This is a genomic window from Pantoea agglomerans, from assembly GCF_020149765.1.
Taxonomy (GTDB): Bacteria; Pseudomonadota; Gammaproteobacteria; order Enterobacterales; family Enterobacteriaceae; genus Pantoea; species Pantoea alvi.
Window position 1 is genome coordinate 1149123 of sequence record NZ_CP083809.1, and the last position, 14638, is coordinate 1163760.

General features: G+C 51.3%; 22 protein-coding genes and 1 pseudogene. 10 read left to right on the forward strand and 13 right to left on the reverse strand.

Translation table 11 applies throughout. The features are described from left to right. Window positions 1-18 precede the first annotated feature (18 nt). The gene (locus LB453_RS08050; protein ID WP_103794254.1) at window positions 19-918 is read right to left on the reverse strand and encodes a DMT family transporter; all 900 of its coding nucleotides are present in this window, start codon (window positions 916-918) and stop codon (window positions 19-21) included. A gap of 194 nt (window positions 919-1112) precedes the next feature. Here LB453_RS08050 and LB453_RS08055 point away from each other — a divergent pair, with 194 nt between their 5' ends. From LB453_RS08055 to LB453_RS08065, 3 genes and pseudogenes are all read left to right on the forward strand, one after another. After that, window positions 1113-1979 (forward strand): helix-turn-helix domain-containing protein, encoded by an 867-nt coding sequence (locus LB453_RS08055; protein WP_103794445.1) that lies wholly within the window; start codon window positions 1113-1115, stop codon window positions 1977-1979. 868 nt (window positions 1980-2847) lie between these two features. Then, window positions 2848-3342: a type VI secretion system contractile sheath small subunit gene (tssB, locus tag LB453_RS08060; RefSeq protein WP_103794253.1), complete on the forward strand. Its 495-nt coding sequence runs from the start codon at window positions 2848-2850 to the stop codon at window positions 3340-3342. Window positions 3343-3372: 30 nt separating this feature from the next. Continuing rightward, window positions 3373-4122 (forward strand): annotated as a pseudogene (locus tag LB453_RS08065) (type VI secretion system contractile sheath domain-containing protein); the annotation flags it as partial. A 112-nt stretch (window positions 4123-4234) separates the two neighbouring features. Here LB453_RS08065 and LB453_RS08070 read toward each other — a convergent pair. The 9 genes from LB453_RS08070 to LB453_RS08110 form a co-directional block, all read right to left on the reverse strand. Continuing rightward, window positions 4235-4423: a helix-turn-helix transcriptional regulator gene (locus tag LB453_RS08070; RefSeq protein WP_103794444.1), complete on the reverse strand. Its 189-nt coding sequence runs from the start codon at window positions 4421-4423 to the stop codon at window positions 4235-4237. A gap of 100 nt (window positions 4424-4523) precedes the next feature. Next, a complete protein-coding gene (locus LB453_RS08075; RefSeq protein WP_103794251.1) occupies window positions 4524-4772 on the reverse strand; it encodes a hypothetical protein in 249 nt (82 codons plus the stop codon). A 19-nt stretch (window positions 4773-4791) separates the two neighbouring features. Beyond that, the gene (locus tag LB453_RS08080) at window positions 4792-4953 is read right to left on the reverse strand and encodes a hypothetical protein (protein WP_158253384.1); all 162 of its coding nucleotides are present in this window, start codon (window positions 4951-4953) and stop codon (window positions 4792-4794) included. 213 nt (window positions 4954-5166) lie between these two features. Further along, window positions 5167-5433 carry an ANR family transcriptional regulator gene (locus LB453_RS08085; RefSeq protein WP_146053796.1) on the reverse strand — a complete coding sequence of 89 codons (267 nt, stop codon included), beginning with the start codon at window positions 5431-5433 and terminating at the stop codon, window positions 5167-5169. 67 nt (window positions 5434-5500) lie between these two features. Next, window positions 5501-5767: a hypothetical protein gene (locus tag LB453_RS08090; RefSeq protein WP_103794249.1), complete on the reverse strand. Its 267-nt coding sequence runs from the start codon at window positions 5765-5767 to the stop codon at window positions 5501-5503. Then, on the reverse strand, window positions 5764-5973 hold the full coding sequence (locus LB453_RS08095) for a hypothetical protein (protein WP_103794248.1): 210 nt from the start codon (window positions 5971-5973) through the stop codon (window positions 5764-5766). Before LB453_RS08095 ends, LB453_RS08090 begins: the two co-directional genes overlap by 4 nt. A 235-nt stretch (window positions 5974-6208) precedes the next feature. Next, window positions 6209-6358: a hypothetical protein gene (locus LB453_RS08100; protein WP_158253383.1), complete on the reverse strand. Its 150-nt coding sequence runs from the start codon at window positions 6356-6358 to the stop codon at window positions 6209-6211. A gap of 69 nt (window positions 6359-6427) precedes the next feature. After that, window positions 6428-6700, reverse strand: coding sequence for a hypothetical protein (locus LB453_RS08105; RefSeq protein WP_224481685.1), 273 nt, complete (start codon window positions 6698-6700; stop codon window positions 6428-6430). A 55-nt stretch (window positions 6701-6755) separates the two neighbouring features. Next, window positions 6756-6974 carry a hypothetical protein gene (locus LB453_RS08110; protein WP_103794245.1) on the reverse strand — a complete coding sequence of 73 codons (219 nt, stop codon included), beginning with the start codon at window positions 6972-6974 and terminating at the stop codon, window positions 6756-6758. Between the two features lie 213 nt (window positions 6975-7187). Between LB453_RS08110 and LB453_RS08115 the strand changes: the two genes are divergently transcribed. Further along, window positions 7188-7883: a hypothetical protein gene (locus tag LB453_RS08115; protein WP_146053795.1), complete on the forward strand. Its 696-nt coding sequence runs from the start codon at window positions 7188-7190 to the stop codon at window positions 7881-7883. A 99-nt stretch (window positions 7884-7982) separates the two neighbouring features. On the opposite strand, the gene LB453_RS08120 is transcribed toward LB453_RS08115, so the two are convergent. Both LB453_RS08120 and LB453_RS08125 read right to left on the reverse strand, forming a co-directional pair. After that, complete coding sequence (locus LB453_RS08120) at window positions 7983-8360, reverse strand: hypothetical protein (protein ID WP_146053794.1); 378 nt, start codon at window positions 8358-8360, stop codon at window positions 7983-7985. A gap of 300 nt (window positions 8361-8660) precedes the next feature. Next, on the reverse strand, window positions 8661-9341 hold the full coding sequence (locus LB453_RS08125) for a helix-turn-helix transcriptional regulator (RefSeq protein WP_103794243.1): 681 nt from the start codon (window positions 9339-9341) through the stop codon (window positions 8661-8663). 117 nt (window positions 9342-9458) lie between these two features. Here LB453_RS08125 and LB453_RS08130 point away from each other — a divergent pair, with 117 nt between their 5' ends. From LB453_RS08130 to LB453_RS08145, 4 genes are all read left to right on the forward strand, one after another. Next, a complete protein-coding gene (locus LB453_RS08130) occupies window positions 9459-9680 on the forward strand; it encodes a hypothetical protein (RefSeq protein ID WP_033753576.1) in 222 nt (73 codons plus the stop codon). A 39-nt stretch (window positions 9681-9719) separates the two neighbouring features. Beyond that, complete coding sequence (locus LB453_RS08135) at window positions 9720-10499, forward strand: helix-turn-helix domain-containing protein (RefSeq protein WP_103794242.1); 780 nt, start codon at window positions 9720-9722, stop codon at window positions 10497-10499. Next, a complete protein-coding gene (locus tag LB453_RS08140) occupies window positions 10496-11203 on the forward strand; it encodes a replication protein P (protein ID WP_103794241.1) in 708 nt (235 codons plus the stop codon). The genes LB453_RS08135 and LB453_RS08140 overlap by 4 nt, the downstream gene beginning before the upstream one ends. A 220-nt stretch (window positions 11204-11423) precedes the next feature. Further along, entirely contained in the window at window positions 11424-11687 is a 264-nt protein-coding gene (locus tag LB453_RS08145) for a hypothetical protein (RefSeq protein WP_103794240.1), read from the forward strand. Between the two features lie 140 nt (window positions 11688-11827). Here LB453_RS08145 and LB453_RS08150 read toward each other — a convergent pair whose 3' ends face one another. Next, on the reverse strand, window positions 11828-13387 hold the full coding sequence (locus LB453_RS08150; RefSeq protein WP_103794443.1) for a recombinase family protein: 1560 nt from the start codon (window positions 13385-13387) through the stop codon (window positions 11828-11830). A 436-nt stretch (window positions 13388-13823) separates the two neighbouring features. On the opposite strand from LB453_RS08150, the gene LB453_RS23425 reads away from it, so the two are divergent. Beyond that, window positions 13824-14003, forward strand: a complete 180-nt coding sequence (locus tag LB453_RS23425) for a replication protein P (protein WP_411970222.1) — start codon at window positions 13824-13826, stop codon at window positions 14001-14003. 184 nt (window positions 14004-14187) lie between these two features. After that, window positions 14188-14361, forward strand: a complete 174-nt coding sequence (locus LB453_RS08160; protein ID WP_158253382.1) for a hypothetical protein — start codon at window positions 14188-14190, stop codon at window positions 14359-14361. The last annotated feature ends 277 nt before the right edge of the window (window positions 14362-14638 follow it).

Here is a 14638-nt window from a genome sequence, read left to right on the forward strand (position 1 = left end):
AGCAGCCCGCTCTTTGCTTTATGCCGTCACGCGCCGCCTGAAGGCAGGCAAGCGAGCAAACATCACCAGATTTCCCGCCAGGATCATGGTTAATCCCAGCAGCGCCCCGGCGTGCCACTGATACCCTTCATAAAGCGTAGATAACGCCAGCGCCACCAGCGGAAACAGCAGCGTGCTGTAGGCTGCCTGACTGGCGCCGATGCGTCCCACCAGCGTGAAGTAGGCACCAAAGCCAATGACGGAGCCGAATATAGCCAGATAACCGAGCGCGCCAAGCCATTGCAGGTTCCAGACCGGAGCGAGTGATTCCCCCCGTAGAAGAGTGAACAGGGCGATGGCCAGCGCACCGTAGAGCATGGCATAGCTGTTGGTGGTCAGCACATCCCGTTGCAGACGCTGATGGCGCAGGCTGATCATATTGCCCAGCGAAAACCCCAGCGTGCCCAGGGCGCTCAGACCCATGCCCCACAGCAGCGTGACGGAGGCTTCGCTGCTGTGCAGATCCTGCCAGAACAGGGCGATAATGCCGCCGATACCCAGCACGATAGCGGGCAACAGTCGGGCCGAGGGGCGCAGCCGAAAGAAAAACCAGCTGTTCAGGGCGTTATAGAGTACCGCCATAGAAAAAATCACCGACTCCAGCCCGCTGTTGATCCAGGCGGCAGCGTGATAAAAGCAGATAAAGTTGAAGCCAAAGACGCAGCAGCCCTGAAGCAGGCAAAACAGGTGATCGCGCGCCGTCAGCCTGCGCAGACGTTTCAACGCTTTTAAGGCAATCAGCATCACCAGCGACGCCACGATAAACCGCCAGAATACCGCTGCGCCGACGCTGCCGCCGCTTGCCGCCTGCTGCGCATAGATCGCAATCCAGGTTGTGCCCCAAATAATCACCACGGAAAGATACAAAAACAGATTCATCCTACGCCTCCTGTTGATTCAGCGCTCAGTGTCGTGCTTCCTGGAGCGTGCCGCTTGCACTGGCCTGCGCTGCACTTGCATATTCTTGCGCTTTTTTTTCCACGGTGGCGGATAAGACTGTTCTCGCGGCGCGGCTCTTTTTAAACTGGCATGCCGCCATCAGGAGATCGCCCGTGAACTACCAGACCTTTGATATGCTGCAACGCCATAAAGCCCAGCTGCGTCATCACGCCCGGCTTAACCACGGCATTCAGCTGGCGCACTGGTTTAACAGCGGCGATCGCGTCACCAACCTCAGCAATCACCATACCCTGAGCCTCTATATCGCTGACGGCTATGATACCTGGCATAAAACGCCCTATGGCTGGCGTAACGGCGGCGGGCCGGATCGCTTCTGCCTGATGCCCGCCGGTACGGAATCCACCTGGGATTTGCGTGCCGATCTCTCGTTTGTACACCTTTACTGCACCGAAGCGCATTTGCGCCAGATGGCAGAAGAGATATGGGATCGCAGCCCGGCGCAGCTGCAGCTGCACGAGAAGGTGTTTGCCAGCGACGACCGCATTACTCAGCTCTACCGCCATTTTCTGCTGAGCTGCGACTGGCAACAGCCTGCCAGCCAGCTGATACTCAGCAGCGCCTCAACGCTGCTGATGACCCATCTGTTGCAGCATTACAGTGATGTGCAGTGGCGTGCGCCGCGGGTGCGCGGAGGGCTTGCGCCCGTTGTGCTGCGCAACCTGCTGGATTTTATTGAGGCTCATCTCGATCAGCCGCTGACCCTGGCGCAGCTGAGCCAGCAGGCGGCGCTGAGCGAATTTCACTTTGCGCGTATGTTTCGCCACTCGGTGGGCGAAGCGCCGCATCAGTATGTGATGCGCCGCCGGATGCTGCGGGCGAAGGCGATGCTGGCTGATGACTCGCTGTCGTTAACGGCGATCGCCCTGAGCTGCGGGTTCTCCTCACCCAGCCACTTCACTAATCGCTTCAGGCAGATGCATGGCATGTCGCCTTCCCTGTGGCGCAGCAATCCCCCATCCAGTGGTGCAGACGAAGGTTAATCGCGGGCTGCTTCAACACTATTTACCCCTTCCTGCTATTGCCACGATAGCGGGTAACAGGGATCGCGCGGGTGTGAATTCAGCAAAGCGGGCTGGCGCTGCCTGAGCTGAGCGCCTGCCGGCTACGGCGAAAATCATTCAGGGAGGCGGGGCGCATCAGCTTATTTCTCTCCGCTTCAGGAGCCTGCTGAAATATGAGCAACCCCTGAAACCGGTCGCCGTTTTCATGCTGCAACAGCCCATGCCTGCCGAGTGGAAATATGCGATAGAGGCTGAATTAAAAGGCGCTGGCCTGGTGTGCCAGGGATCCCCCTTTATGCCAGAAGAGAAAGTGATGCCAGGCCATCTCCGGCGGCAGCAATTGTTTACTCACATTCATTCCAAATAAATAAACTGCCGTCCGTTCTGCCCGGCCTGATGAGAAGAGAGGATGCCGCCGCAGATAATATCTCTCTGCAGAGCGATCGGCGGAAGGCGTCATTATTTTGCTTGCGGGATATAAGAATTTTCCACACGAAAATTCTGTGATCTATTAACGGCGATGTTTAATGGTGATCGGTAAGATGACAATCTGTGTAGCGGGGTGGTTTTATATTTTTGCCATTAAAATCAATGGTTAGTAATTAAATTTTTAGGGCATCATTAAACGCTTCTTGCTGAAAAATATCTATAGAAATAGTGAAGAAATTAGCGGAACTAACCAGTATTTTCTGTCAAAAAAAGAGATTAAGCAGCACAAATAATTAAGAATATTCTAGTTGAATATCGTCGAACTTTATATTTGATCGCGGGCGGTAAATTGCTCTATTATCTCGCTCGCACAAATAAATATCTGATACCACACAGCGATTAAACGAGGGAAAGAATAATGGCTGATAGTTTCCAGAACGAGGTGCCAAAGGCACGTATTAACCTGAAGCTTGATCTGCATACAGGAGGTGCAAGTAAGAAAACCGAATTACCGTTAAAGTTACTGGTCGCGGGCGATTTCAGCCACGGTCAGGAAACGGCGCCGCTGTCAGAAAGAAAAAAAGTGAACGTAAATAAGAATAATTTTAACAGCGTGCTTTCTGAATATTCCCCAAAAGTTAATCTCACTATTAAAAATACGCTGGCCAACGACGGCAGTGAAGAAAATATCAGCCTGACTTTCCAGGATTTAAAAGATTTCTCCCCCGAACAGGTGGCGCGCCAGATCCCGCAGCTGAAAGCCATGCTGGCGATGCGCAATTTGCTGCGCGATTTAAAAGCCAATCTGCTGGATAACCAGGCTTTCCGAAAAGAGCTGGAAAAAATTCTGCTCGACCCGGCATTAAGTGCTGAGCTGCGCAATGAGCTCTCTGCGCTGGCACCCAGGTCTTAATCGCATCAATAACTTAAATGGATTAGAGGAATGCTCATGACTGTTCAAAACGAAGGTCTGGCTGGAAGCGAGAGCGTGGTGCAGGAACGTTCTGAAGCGGACGGCGTTTATGCCTCCCTGTTTAGAAAGATCAATTTAAACCCGGTTTCTCAACTGAGCGCGCTGGATATCTGGCAGGACAACCAGGCGATGTCGGATGCCACGGCGGATGAGCGTCTTACCGCCGGCATGCAGGTGTTTCTGGAGTGCCTGAGCAAAGCGGGAGCAAGGGTTGACAAGCTCGACAAATCTCTGATTGATCACCATATTTCCGAGCTGGATCGCCAGATTAGCCGCCAGCTCGATGCGGTGATGCACCATGAAGATTTTCAGGCGGTAGAGTCCCTCTGGCGCGGGGTGAAATCGCTGGTGGATAAAACCGATTTCCGCCAGAACGTAAAAATCGAGCTGCTGGATATGTCGAAAGACGATCTGCGCCGCGACTTTGAGGACAGCCCGGAGATTATCCAGAGCGGTCTCTATCTGCAGACCTACGTCGCCGAATATGACACTCCGGGTGGAGAGCCGATTGCCGCGCTGATTTCCGCCTACGAATTTGACGCCTCGGCGCAGGACGTTGCCCTGCTGCGCAATATTTCAAAAGTCTCTGCCGCCGCGCATATGCCGTTTATCGGCTCGGCCGGCCCGAAATTCTTCCTGAAAGAGAGCATGGAAGAGGTGGCGGCCATCAAGGATATCGGCAACTACTTCGACCGCGCCGAATATATCAAGTGGAAATCTTCCGCAACACCGAACTGTGATATTAACCTTTTGATTTAAATGCCTTGCAACGTGCTTACGCTCAGACTGTGCCCACAGTTATGCCCACAGAAAACGTGCCCGCCGGTACGCATCAGTTCCGGGAAAATGACTGCTTCCAGAGCTGGTATTCCCTGTACTCCCACCGGGACGCGCGACCAAATTTTCTGGGCGGTGGCAGCTTGCCCTGCTGGATTTGTTTGTAGAAGTAGCGATCGGTAAAGCCAGAGTCGCGTACCATGAATTTCATGTCAATAAGTGAATCATCACGAAGTTCCATCATTTTTCCCCTGGGATTAAGCCTGCTCAGGCTGTTCATGATTGACCAGGCGCAGCCGGAAACATCTTCAGCTGCTGGCGGAGCCTGGCGTTGACTCTCTTCTTCAGCGGGATGCGGTATATTGTGAAGAGGGATGCAGCACAGAGAGGGCTTCCGCCAGCGCCTCGTTCATGAAAGAGGCCGGGCCCGTAATCGTCGTGCGCAGACGGAGCATCCCCGTCGTTTCCACCACCGCGCCCGGAACAACGCTGAGTGCTGCACTGACCACCCGGACCAGGCGCGGGAGGCGGAACAGAGAGGCCGTCAGGATCAGAGAGGCCTGTTTACTGTCCTGCTGACAGATGATTTTCATGGTGTCTCCTGAATATGCGTTAGCCGGGAATACCGGCAAGATAAGCCACAACGATCACCAGGGCGGACAGGGCAAGCGAGCCTGCTGTCAGGCCGGCGCCTGCGATCGCAGAGAGAGTAAAAATCCAGACAAGCGCACGTAATACCGGGCGCTTTCTGGTGCGGTCAGAATGGTTATTCATGAAAAGTTCCGGGCATATAAAATCAGATCCCTGCGCGGCGACGGACGTATGGCGCGACTGACGTCACAGAGCATCTGTTATGGCCAGTTGTCAGTCGTCGCGAAGGGAGAGGGAATAACTTACAAGCTGCCGGCCAGCCGGATGAGTATGCCCGGTGCGGGCGGCAAAACCGGTAACGTGGGCGTCGTTATCCGTGATGAGCGGGAGCCTGCATCAGGAATGCCGTTCATCGCTGCCTTCTTTTGCACAAGAAGACTCGTCGCGTCCTGAAGCCACAGTCGGGATCCGTTCATCCATGGCCTGACAGAAACCGGCACGTTTTTCTGCCCAGTTCTGATTGGCTGCCCGGCAGGCACAACCGGCCGCTTCCTTCCACATTTTCGCGGCAAGCGCATAGTTACCGTCTCTTTCAACCCTCGCCGCGTCAGAAGCAGTAAGGGAATACCGGCTGACGCGCTGGCCGTAAACAGGGGATTTCATTCTTTTCTCCTTTCTGTGTCACCCACGCCGGACCTGAACGTTTCGGCCGGCGTGAGCAGGCGGCATATCAGGGCATCCACCTCATCGCTTTCAGATGGCGGATGGCGTTCAGCTCAGCAGTGATCAGGCTGTCCACCAGCCGGGCGTAAGCCTCCTCAGCGTCTTTGCTGTAAAGCGTGCAGACAATGCCTGACGGCAGGTAAGGGGAGACAAACTGATGGAGCTTTTCAGGGAAGAGCGACGCAAGCTCTTCCCGCAGCGCCTTCATTTCATCCTCTGCAGCCTCAGCGTTCCGCTGTTCCTGACGTCGTCCTGGGCGGGAGAAACAGATCATGGCTGGCCCTCCTGAAGCAAAATTTCAACAACATGGTCAAAGGCAATCTGTAACAGCGGCAGCGGTGGCTGAGGTGGAAGGGCTGGCGGCGGCTGGGATGAAAAGCTGGCGCCGGTGACGATATTTTCCGGTGCAAACTCGATATTGCGGATGGCGTTAAAAGGGCGAGCAAAAGCGGCATCGCCCCTGATGTGTGACTGCATCATGGGAAATGTTCCTCTGTCAGGCTGGGGGATTAAATCTGGTTGTTGTAGTCGGCATGGCTGAGCAACTCCCAGTGCCGACCGTTGTCTCGTGAAAGCAGGCGCCAGTGCGGCGTAACGCGGAGTGTCAGGTACCCGTCACGCCAGGTTCGTCTGGCGTGAATATGTCCAGCGCGCCACTGTCTGATTTGCTGTTGCGCGCGCCGGGTTATCCTGTCGGGTGCATGAGGCTTGGACATCACGGCTGCCTCATTTCAGCGGCGCAGGCAGCGGCGAGCTTCTGCACAAACACCCAGACAATGCCTTCCATGAAGCTGACAAACTGCCGGCTTCGGTTTAATACGCTGGCGGTAAAGATGTACCGGCCATGACGGATCTGAATAACCACAGGGGCCTCCTTCAGGCATAAAAAAACCGCCACAGCGGGCGGTTGGATTCAGGACTGCCATTGAAAGCTTCACGGTTGCAGGTCTGCCTCATCCTCTTCAGAGTCGGTGCAGCAGCAGCAGGTGGGACGCAGGTCAGGATGAATACTGAAAATCGGGCTGACGATGGCATGATCCATCTCTTCCAGTAAATTCATTAGGGCCGTACGATAAGCGTCAGCCTCTTCTTTGCTGATTTTTCCTTCCTGTGAGCAGGCATCAGTCATGTCCATTGATGCATACAGTTTTTCAGCCACATCGAAAAGTGTGTCGATGACGTTTTCTGCAACTTCACGGTTTTGCATAGTGACCTCCGGGTCAGATGAATGCCCTGTCGGGCGGGGTTAACGTAACGACGTTTCAAAACTCATGGGCGCCATATTCATTGACGACGACGATGCGTGTAGTTCTCATGAAATCAGCGATTTCATCGCCTACATTCTGCCAGTGCGCCAGTGCCAGAAGCACATCACTGCGGCTCTGGCAGTGGCAGGCACCCACATATGCCTGCACATGAACAAGGGCGAGGCGCTGCATTTCTTTCTGAGTCAGGACAGATGACGATTTGTCTTTTTGCATTGGATTCTCCGGATTTAGACGTAAAAAAACCGCCTCAGTGGACGGTGCGTATGCCTGCTTTTAACAGCATCAGGCGAGATGGTATCCTCCTATTAACCATGGGTATAAAGGGGAATTACTATGTCCAAATGAAACTACATAATTGATTAATAATTGCTACGGTGTTTGCGCGCTGATAGATATGTTGAAAGTCATTACATATTGGAGAATGTTTTGGAAATAGATAAATTAAACACTTTTCTGGCAACAGCTCTGGGTGGCTTAATGCTTAAATGGTTGGTAAGCACTATTAAAGCCTTTTGGAACTGGGTGCATAAAGTTTATCCCGAAGAAAATTTTCTTGTAGATGAGCTTGGGATTAACGCCCCTCTAATCAGGTTTAGTTACTGTAAATACAAGAAAAATATTAAGCCAAGGACAGCCAGGCAACTTTCTTCTCAAGTCAAAGGGGGAATAGCTATTGCCATTTTTTTCTTACTATCATTTATATGGATTGCGCATTTATTCAGCAAGCTCCCTCTGGAGAGCATGGAGGTGACCATGCAATCAAGTCAAGATACAATATGGATTCGACCTGGGAAAGCTCAAAACCCTCAAGGTGCACAAACCTGGAGTATCACCCCAGATATCTGTAAAGACATGAGTGAGCTTAATAAGATAAAAAGTATAAAGACATCTACAAAGGAAAGTGTTTGCGATTACATGCTAATTCCTGAAAAGATGGAAAAGTTAAAAGATCTCAGTTCTAAGAACTACTTTTTTACTATCTTGCTAATTTCAGTCATTCTCCCGGCTTTGCTTTATCTTGCGTCTGTAGGAGTTGCAATGGTTATTGATGTAAGTATAACTAAAAAAATATTTGAATATAATAAAAGGGAATTATCCAAAATCGCGTCTTATATAACTTAGCGGCTCCTTTTTAATTTGAAGGTGGTGGAAAATGCATGATCTTACCATCTTCAATGATTTTTATGCGTTATGCTATTCAAATGAGAATATCTTTTTTATTCAAACCAATGATATTGGTGTATGAATACGCCTCTGTTTCACATGGATTGTGCGTCCAGCTTCATTACCGATGCGCTGGTGTTGTGGCTTCGAACGGTATTCACTATAAGACGAAGCACCTTTCATAATCTGTTTGTGATACTCCGTTTCTGTCTCCACTGCCTTACTGACGCGATCGCTTGCTACTCGCCTGCATTGGTTTTCCGCCCGGCTGAGTTCAGTACCCCGTGCTGGTGGTTCCCATCCCAGCTCAGAAGCCAGAATCTCTTCAATCTTGCGACACTCAATCGCCTCAACCATGCGACACATATGTCGGCGTGTTCTGGCGTTGTCTTTCAACACAGGTTTAACAGATCTGCCATAGCTGATATTTGCCATACTTCCCCCGCTAAGTTACTGGCTGCACAGTCGCAACAATGCACTCAGTAACCTGAGGTCGGTGCGTTCTCGGCACCTGCCGTAGAGCTTCCTGCTCGTTGTTAAAGAGCCTATGTCATGCAGGTTGATAGGATATCGCTGCTTAAAAAGACTTTATCTTCATGATAAATTCGCGTCAATATCAAAATGATAAATATCACAAGTTGTGATTTATCTTTTTGATTTAAAAATGTTTGGTTTAGCTCGAAACCTGCATGAGAAGGTTTCGAGAAAAGAGAACTTATGAAGGGGGGAGTGCGGTTAACTGACTTTATCGAGGCGTTCGAGGAAACGCGTATGCTTTAGTATTGCTGCAACATACTGGATTTTTTCAATCTCGTCTGGAGCCAGCGTGATTGGATGATGCTGGCTATTTACACTTGTAAAAAGATAAGACCCATCTCGGGTTTTATTGAAAATTTTTATCATGTTACGCCCGTCCCTGGTCCTTACGAAAACTTCATCTCCGACCTGGACAGGAGTATTGGGTTCTATTACGACGAATTCACCTGATTGAATCCTTGGCCACATGCTATCGCCTTTCACTTTCAGCCCAAAAGCTTCCAGGTCCTTACTACATATGCATAACCAGCCAGCGTGAAGCTCCATCATATCCACCGAGCCATCTGTGCCCAGTAAAGCCTCTCCTACCACTCGTACAAAGCCTTTAGCAGGTGCGCCTGCAATCTCAACCTCATCTTCCGGGATGTTGTCAGGATGAATGCTATCCAGCCATCCCGTAGGAAGCTTTAACGAACTTTCAATTCGGCGGGCAAGCCTGTCACCAATATTTCTAAATGCCTCATTGCCTAATACCTGGCTGAGCTGGGCGGGGTTCAGTCCACACTGCTCTGCAAAGCCAGCCTTAGTTGCATCGGTTTGCTGCAAATGTTCATTTAGAAGCTTTGACAGGTTGACCTTTCTGATCTCTTTGTTTTCCATCTTTAAATTCTCACATGATTTATCTGCATGATAAATGTTCAAAAAGATAAACTTGGTTGCTTGTAATTTATCTAATTGATAAAGTCGCATCGGTTTTAAAGCAGAGGAGGGTAGCGGATGAACAATGAACTTTTACGTTGGCGCAAAGATGCTAGCAAAGAAGAGTGGGCGCTATTAGCTGGTAAGGCAATGACGACCGTAGGCTATCTGGATCAGCTGGCTTACGGTTTCAGGAAGGCTTCTCCCTCAAAAGCTGTTCAGATTGAGAAGGCCTCAGCTGAATTCACCTCAAGGAAGCCGGTAACTAAAGAAAGTCTGGTGTTTGGTTCACGTGCCTAGCTGAGAAAAATCAAAGCACGGCTTTTAAACGGAGCTGTTATGAGCATGACACTCATGACTCAGGCTATGAGCATCAAAGTAGGAAATCCCATCCGAAAGCTGGTGCTGATCAAGCTTGCAGACAATGCCAATGATAAAGGCGAGTGCTGGCCTTCCTATCAGCATATTGCTGACCAGTGCGAAATCGGACGGTCCACAGTAAAAGCCCACATCAGGGCTCTGGAGGAAATGGGGCTAGTACGACGTGAGTATCGTAAGAATGGAGACTTCAATCAGTCAAATCTCTTCCATCTCACATTCGATAAATTAACCCAAAGCGCTAAAGCCAGTAGTGGGGCAAATAATGACCTAGGGCAGGATTTGACCGAGGGGGTAGGGCAAATCATAACCGGGGTGGGTCAGAATCTGACCGAGGGTGGGGCAGGAGTTGTCCCAGGGGGTGGGGCAGGAGCTGCCCCCAGAACCAGTCACTTTTTTGAACCAGTCATAGAATCTCAAAACATAACACCCGCCGCTGACGCGACGTACGTGACGAAAACGGGCTTATCTCGTTACGCTTTCGAAGGCAGGGTGGTGAAGCTGAACCACGCAGACTTTGCATCGTGGCAAAAACTCTACTCGAGCGTTGATTTGCTCTATGAGCTGCAGAAACTCGACATTGAGTTTTCACATGAGCGGCCAAAAAGCTGGTTTATCACAGCCAGCCAGAAGCTCAGCTACCAGAACAAACAGGCTGCACGGCGGGGCCAGCTACCGGCTGAGGATACAAGCCAGCCACACTGGAATGATCTCAGCGAGTGGGAGAATAATTTCATATGACGAATCGTGTAGCAGTTTACGATGACCTGCAGCAAAGCAAGGGGCCCGGCATGGATGGTATCAGCGCTCGGCCGGACAATCGTGGTTTCAACTCAACTGCGGAGCAGTTGGTGGACACACTCTTCAGTAGTCTGAAGCTGGTCTTTCCCGCTTCCATCAGCACGATTCTAAAAGAACCCAGGGATGAAGCAGCAGCGAAACGCCAATGGGTTGCCGCGTTCGTCGAAAACGGCATTACCTCTAAACAGCAGCTATCAGCAGGGATGAAGCGAGCACGTGCCAGCGGTTCACCGTTCTGGCCATCACCTGGGCAGTTCATCAGCTGGTGCAGGGACGGTGAAAATGGCGCTGCAGGCTTGCCGGATGAAAATACGCTTTATGACATGGTTATGCGCTACAGTGCACGCCGCGGTCTATATAACTCTCCAGAAGCCTATCCGTGGCAAGCCAATGCGCACTACTGGTTGGTAACAGGCCTGTACAGCATGATGCGCGCGCAAGGGCTGACGGAGCAGGAGCTAAGCATGAAGTGTCGCAGTGAATTGCGTAAGATGGCTGCACGTATCCAGTCTGGTGAGTTGATTCCGCCACCCCGCGCTCAGGTTGAGAAGCTATACGTGCCAGCCAGTACCGAAAGGGCAGTGGCACATATCAGGCAGTTGAAGGCTTTGCTCAAAGCAAATGGCACAAAGCGCCGGAGTTAACTTCCTGTATGGGCGATAAGCGGACCTTCGACCCCATGAGCTGTATTTTTACTGCACCCGTTCTGGTGCATGAAAGACATAGGCTGGAGGTCAAATCTCCGTATATAACCGTAATCAGGTTCTTCATTTACACAAAGTTCGATCCTTGCTATATCTTATCTCGAATCGGCGGGCATTCTGGCCTCTCCAGTCAGCTCTAGCGCTTATAAAGGGTACCGTAATGAATAAGACCCACTCCGTTCCGGAAATTTATAATCCTGATGTGCCGTATGCAGTAAAATGCGAGATCGTGACACAGTTGTGCCGGGTACTCGCTCACCATAAAAAAATGGCTCCAGGCGATCTGAGAAGGTATCTTCTGGAGAAAACGCACGTTGATTTCGAAAAACTTTATGATAATCCGGTTGGATTACTCCTGCTGTATGAGTATCTGTACTCTCAACGCCCCTCTGCTTGTTCCGAAGTTAAAGAAAACTATCACTGAGATTAGCCTCCACCAGACAGGGCATTTTCAGCCCACTCGGCCCACAAAATCCTGTGTTACCGGCAGACATAGCTGGTTCAGTGTTGTCTAATTTTTGCACAAAGCAGGCCAATGCTTGCCAGTCCGTGGATGGGTACGGATCAGAGTATCAGCGTGTCTCCGCACAGGTAGGCAAGACTGCTGATGAAGGATGAGACGGGAAGCTTTTTCTTTAGCGGAAAGTTGATTAGCTTGAGCCCATTAAGAAGGTGCACGTCGCAACGCCCCTCTGCGCTATGCAGAAACAGCCTGTCTATATGTCGGGCAGCGTAGTCGCGGCATCGTTCACGGTTGCGCCTGTCGGCCAGGTTCAGTGCGGCAATCCACTCTCTGGAACCTGCTACACCTCTGCTTCTGAGGGCGCGAAGCTTCAGTTCACCCGCCCGTAGCTCTTTGCTCAGTTCCCGCACCTTCATGGCCAGCTCAGGAACGTCCGGCGCAATCTGAAGCGCGGCGATAAGCCGGTTGATGCTCATATTGAGTTCGACCAGCCGGCTTTCTAGCCGACTGGCGGTGCCCACTACGGTTCCGTTTGCCTGCAGCATATCCATGCTGCACAGCAGGACGTCCACCAGCGCAGCATCAACGTGATCGCGGCGTATGGCCGGCTCGTTGCAGCGCTTCAGCCGCCTCATTGGACAGGCGTAATAGCCCCGGCCCTTTTTGTCGACGCTGGTCAAAATGATGGAATGCCCGCACGTTCCGCAGTACATCAGGGATCTGAAAATATTAATGAGATAAGGATTGTCGCTGACGCCAGGGTTACCGAATCGGGCGAGACGGACGCTCTGCACGTCGTGGAACAGTTTGTCCGGAACCACCTGAGGAAAATACCCGCTGATTTCGCTTACTCCTTTTGCCATCGTCTGATAAGACGGAGTAAACGTGCCTGTCAGGGCCTTGTTGCCAAGCAGACTTTCAATGGTGCTGGGATTCCATCGCCCAATTTCCCCCGTCAAGGTTGGAACGCCGCGTTCATTGAGCGTTTTCGTGATGCCATTCAGTGAGGAGCCTTTAAGTCTGAGCCTGAATATCACATTAATGGTTCTGGCATGTTCTTCAATCAGCTCAAACTTCTCACCGTCAGGCGAAACAGTCAGCCAGCGCGGGCAGCTGCGCGTAATGAGCTTTCCGGTTGCCGCCGCATCTTCCCGTTTTTTCTGCCAGGCCGCACGCATGCGTCGTGACTTCGTCTCGCTCTCTTCATTCGCTCGTTGTGCGATGAGGATAGCTTTAATGAGGATATAAGGGTCATCAAGCGAATCGATGCAGTAGTGAGTATGATCACACAGCGTGACTACTTCGACGCCGGACCGCAGGATGCTCCTCAGCCGTTCGGTGGCATCGCTGATTTTTTCACGTGAAAGCCTGTCCAGGCTCTCTACCAGAAGAACGGTTCCTGCAGCAATGTACCCGTGCTCTACTGCGTCCAGGAAATCGTAAAGCGCGCCGCGGGTAGCGTTCATACCGCTGTAAGCACTGAGCCCCAGATCCTGGTAGGTTGTGTCATCGAGCTCATAATCCGGATGCTGGGACAACCACTCAGAAATGAGCGCGTTCTGACGACGCAGGGAGTCACCGTACTGCTGGGAAGCATTTGAAAATCTTACATAGGCTATGGCTTTTTTATCATGATGACCTCCCTCATATCGTGACAGCATGACACTTGTGTCGCTCAGGTTATGTGAAGGCTGGCACACCATTAGTTTTAATGGTCGGGCATTTCATCGTTAAGGATTGCCTTACAGGCGAGGGGGAACTTCTCTCTCTCTGCACGGCTTAAAGAACGCTGGTTCACGAAGGCGGGCACCGACATTGTAAGCGGTTTCTTACATGACGACTGAAGTCGTTCTACGGTGGAGCCGGATCATTAACTTTTAGCTTCAAATTCTTTTGAAAGGTTGGAAGACGGGAGCTAGCCAAACGTAAGTGGCCAATGCGATCGGTTCGAAACGGTGACTTCCGGCTGCAATGAAATGAGCGCGCACCAGCGGTTCGCCGTTCTGGCCCTCACCGGATGAGTTTATCCAGTGGTGAAAACGAGACGATTAAAGTGCTGTCGGCTTGCCGGATGAAGACGAGCTCTACGACATGGTAATGAAATACTGCGCCCGACGGGGCCTGTATAAAACTCCTGAAAAATATCCCTGGAAGACTAACGCGGATTACTGGATGGTCACGAGCCTGTACAGCACGATGCGCGCGCAAGGGCTTTCTGAGCAGGAGCTGCGTCTGAAGTGTCGCAGAGAACTGCAGAGAATGGCCATGCGCATTTAGTTTGGCGAGCAGATTCCGCCACCTCGCCCTCAGGGTGAGAAGCTATATGTGCCAACCAGCACCGAAAGAGCGCTAGTTCACGTGGCGCGCATGAAGACGCTTATCAAATCGAAAGAAGTTCCGGATGGCGAAAGTGACATAGCTCATCTCGGAGCAGTCGCACTAAGAGCAGGCCCGCCAGATAATGCTGGCGGTTATCAGTCTTGCCAAAAAGCCGGTAATGCCCTCAGAGGAATATCAGGACTGGCTACTTGCGATCAGCATGCTGGCACGCGAAGTGCACGACACGATTGTTGACGTCGAATCCGATAAAAGCAGCCTTGAGCCTGTTCAGATTACTGAATGTCGCGCACTTTGACGATCAGAGGGGAATCGGTTCTGACATGTACAGTTGGCCTTTAAACTGGCTCAGCGGCTGATGGTGGAGCGAAAGGTTTGAGGGCAGGGACGGTACAAAGTGATGTTAACATCATATCAGATACAGGCTATAAGATTCTGTGAGAGGCCTGCAGTAGCAAGATACAGTTCAAAATTTCCACCATAGGAGAAAGGGGGACTATCGGCTACATATTTAAGCCGTTGAATTTAATTAATAAATTTTCTTAAAATCATTATTATGCGTTAGCTTAGCATTT

Excerpts from the sequence above, each read along its gene's own strand:
- LB453_RS08050 (WP_103794254.1), bottom strand. The coding sequence starts at position 918 with ATGAATCTGTTTTTGTATCTTTCCGTGGTGATTATTTGGGGCACAACC.
- LB453_RS08055 (WP_103794445.1), top strand. The coding sequence starts at position 1,113 with ATGCTGCAACGCCATAAAGCCCAGCTGCGTCATCACGCCCGGCTTAAC.
- tssB (WP_103794253.1), top strand. The coding sequence starts at position 2,848 with ATGGCTGATAGTTTCCAGAACGAGGTGCCAAAGGCACGTATTAACCTG.
- LB453_RS08070 (WP_103794444.1), bottom strand. The coding sequence starts at position 4,423 with ATGATGGAACTTCGTGATGATTCACTTATTGACATGAAATTCATGGTA.
- LB453_RS08075 (WP_103794251.1), bottom strand. The coding sequence starts at position 4,772 with ATGAAAATCATCTGTCAGCAGGACAGTAAACAGGCCTCTCTGATCCTG.
- LB453_RS08080 (WP_158253384.1), bottom strand. The coding sequence starts at position 4,953 with ATGAATAACCATTCTGACCGCACCAGAAAGCGCCCGGTATTACGTGCG.
- LB453_RS08085 (WP_146053796.1), bottom strand. The coding sequence starts at position 5,433 with ATGAAATCCCCTGTTTACGGCCAGCGCGTCAGCCGGTATTCCCTTACT.
- LB453_RS08090 (WP_103794249.1), bottom strand. The coding sequence starts at position 5,767 with ATGATCTGTTTCTCCCGCCCAGGACGACGTCAGGAACAGCGGAACGCT.
- LB453_RS08095 (WP_103794248.1), bottom strand. The coding sequence starts at position 5,973 with ATGATGCAGTCACACATCAGGGGCGATGCCGCTTTTGCTCGCCCTTTT.
- LB453_RS08105 (WP_224481685.1), bottom strand. The coding sequence starts at position 6,700 with ATGCAAAACCGTGAAGTTGCAGAAAACGTCATCGACACACTTTTCGAT.
- LB453_RS08110 (WP_103794245.1), bottom strand. The coding sequence starts at position 6,974 with ATGCAAAAAGACAAATCGTCATCTGTCCTGACTCAGAAAGAAATGCAG.
- LB453_RS08120 (WP_146053794.1), bottom strand. The coding sequence starts at position 8,360 with ATGGCAAATATCAGCTATGGCAGATCTGTTAAACCTGTGTTGAAAGAC.
- LB453_RS08125 (WP_103794243.1), bottom strand. The coding sequence starts at position 9,341 with ATGGAAAACAAAGAGATCAGAAAGGTCAACCTGTCAAAGCTTCTAAAT.
- LB453_RS08130 (WP_033753576.1), top strand. The coding sequence starts at position 9,459 with ATGAACAATGAACTTTTACGTTGGCGCAAAGATGCTAGCAAAGAAGAG.
- LB453_RS08135 (WP_103794242.1), top strand. The coding sequence starts at position 9,720 with ATGAGCATGACACTCATGACTCAGGCTATGAGCATCAAAGTAGGAAAT.
- LB453_RS08140 (WP_103794241.1), top strand. The coding sequence starts at position 10,496 with ATGACGAATCGTGTAGCAGTTTACGATGACCTGCAGCAAAGCAAGGGG.
- LB453_RS08145 (WP_103794240.1), top strand. The coding sequence starts at position 11,424 with ATGAATAAGACCCACTCCGTTCCGGAAATTTATAATCCTGATGTGCCG.
- LB453_RS08150 (WP_103794443.1), bottom strand. The coding sequence starts at position 13,387 with ATGCTGTCACGATATGAGGGAGGTCATCATGATAAAAAAGCCATAGCC.
- LB453_RS23425 (WP_411970222.1), top strand. The coding sequence starts at position 13,824 with ATGAAATACTGCGCCCGACGGGGCCTGTATAAAACTCCTGAAAAATAT.
- LB453_RS08160 (WP_158253382.1), top strand. The coding sequence starts at position 14,188 with ATGCTGGCGGTTATCAGTCTTGCCAAAAAGCCGGTAATGCCCTCAGAG.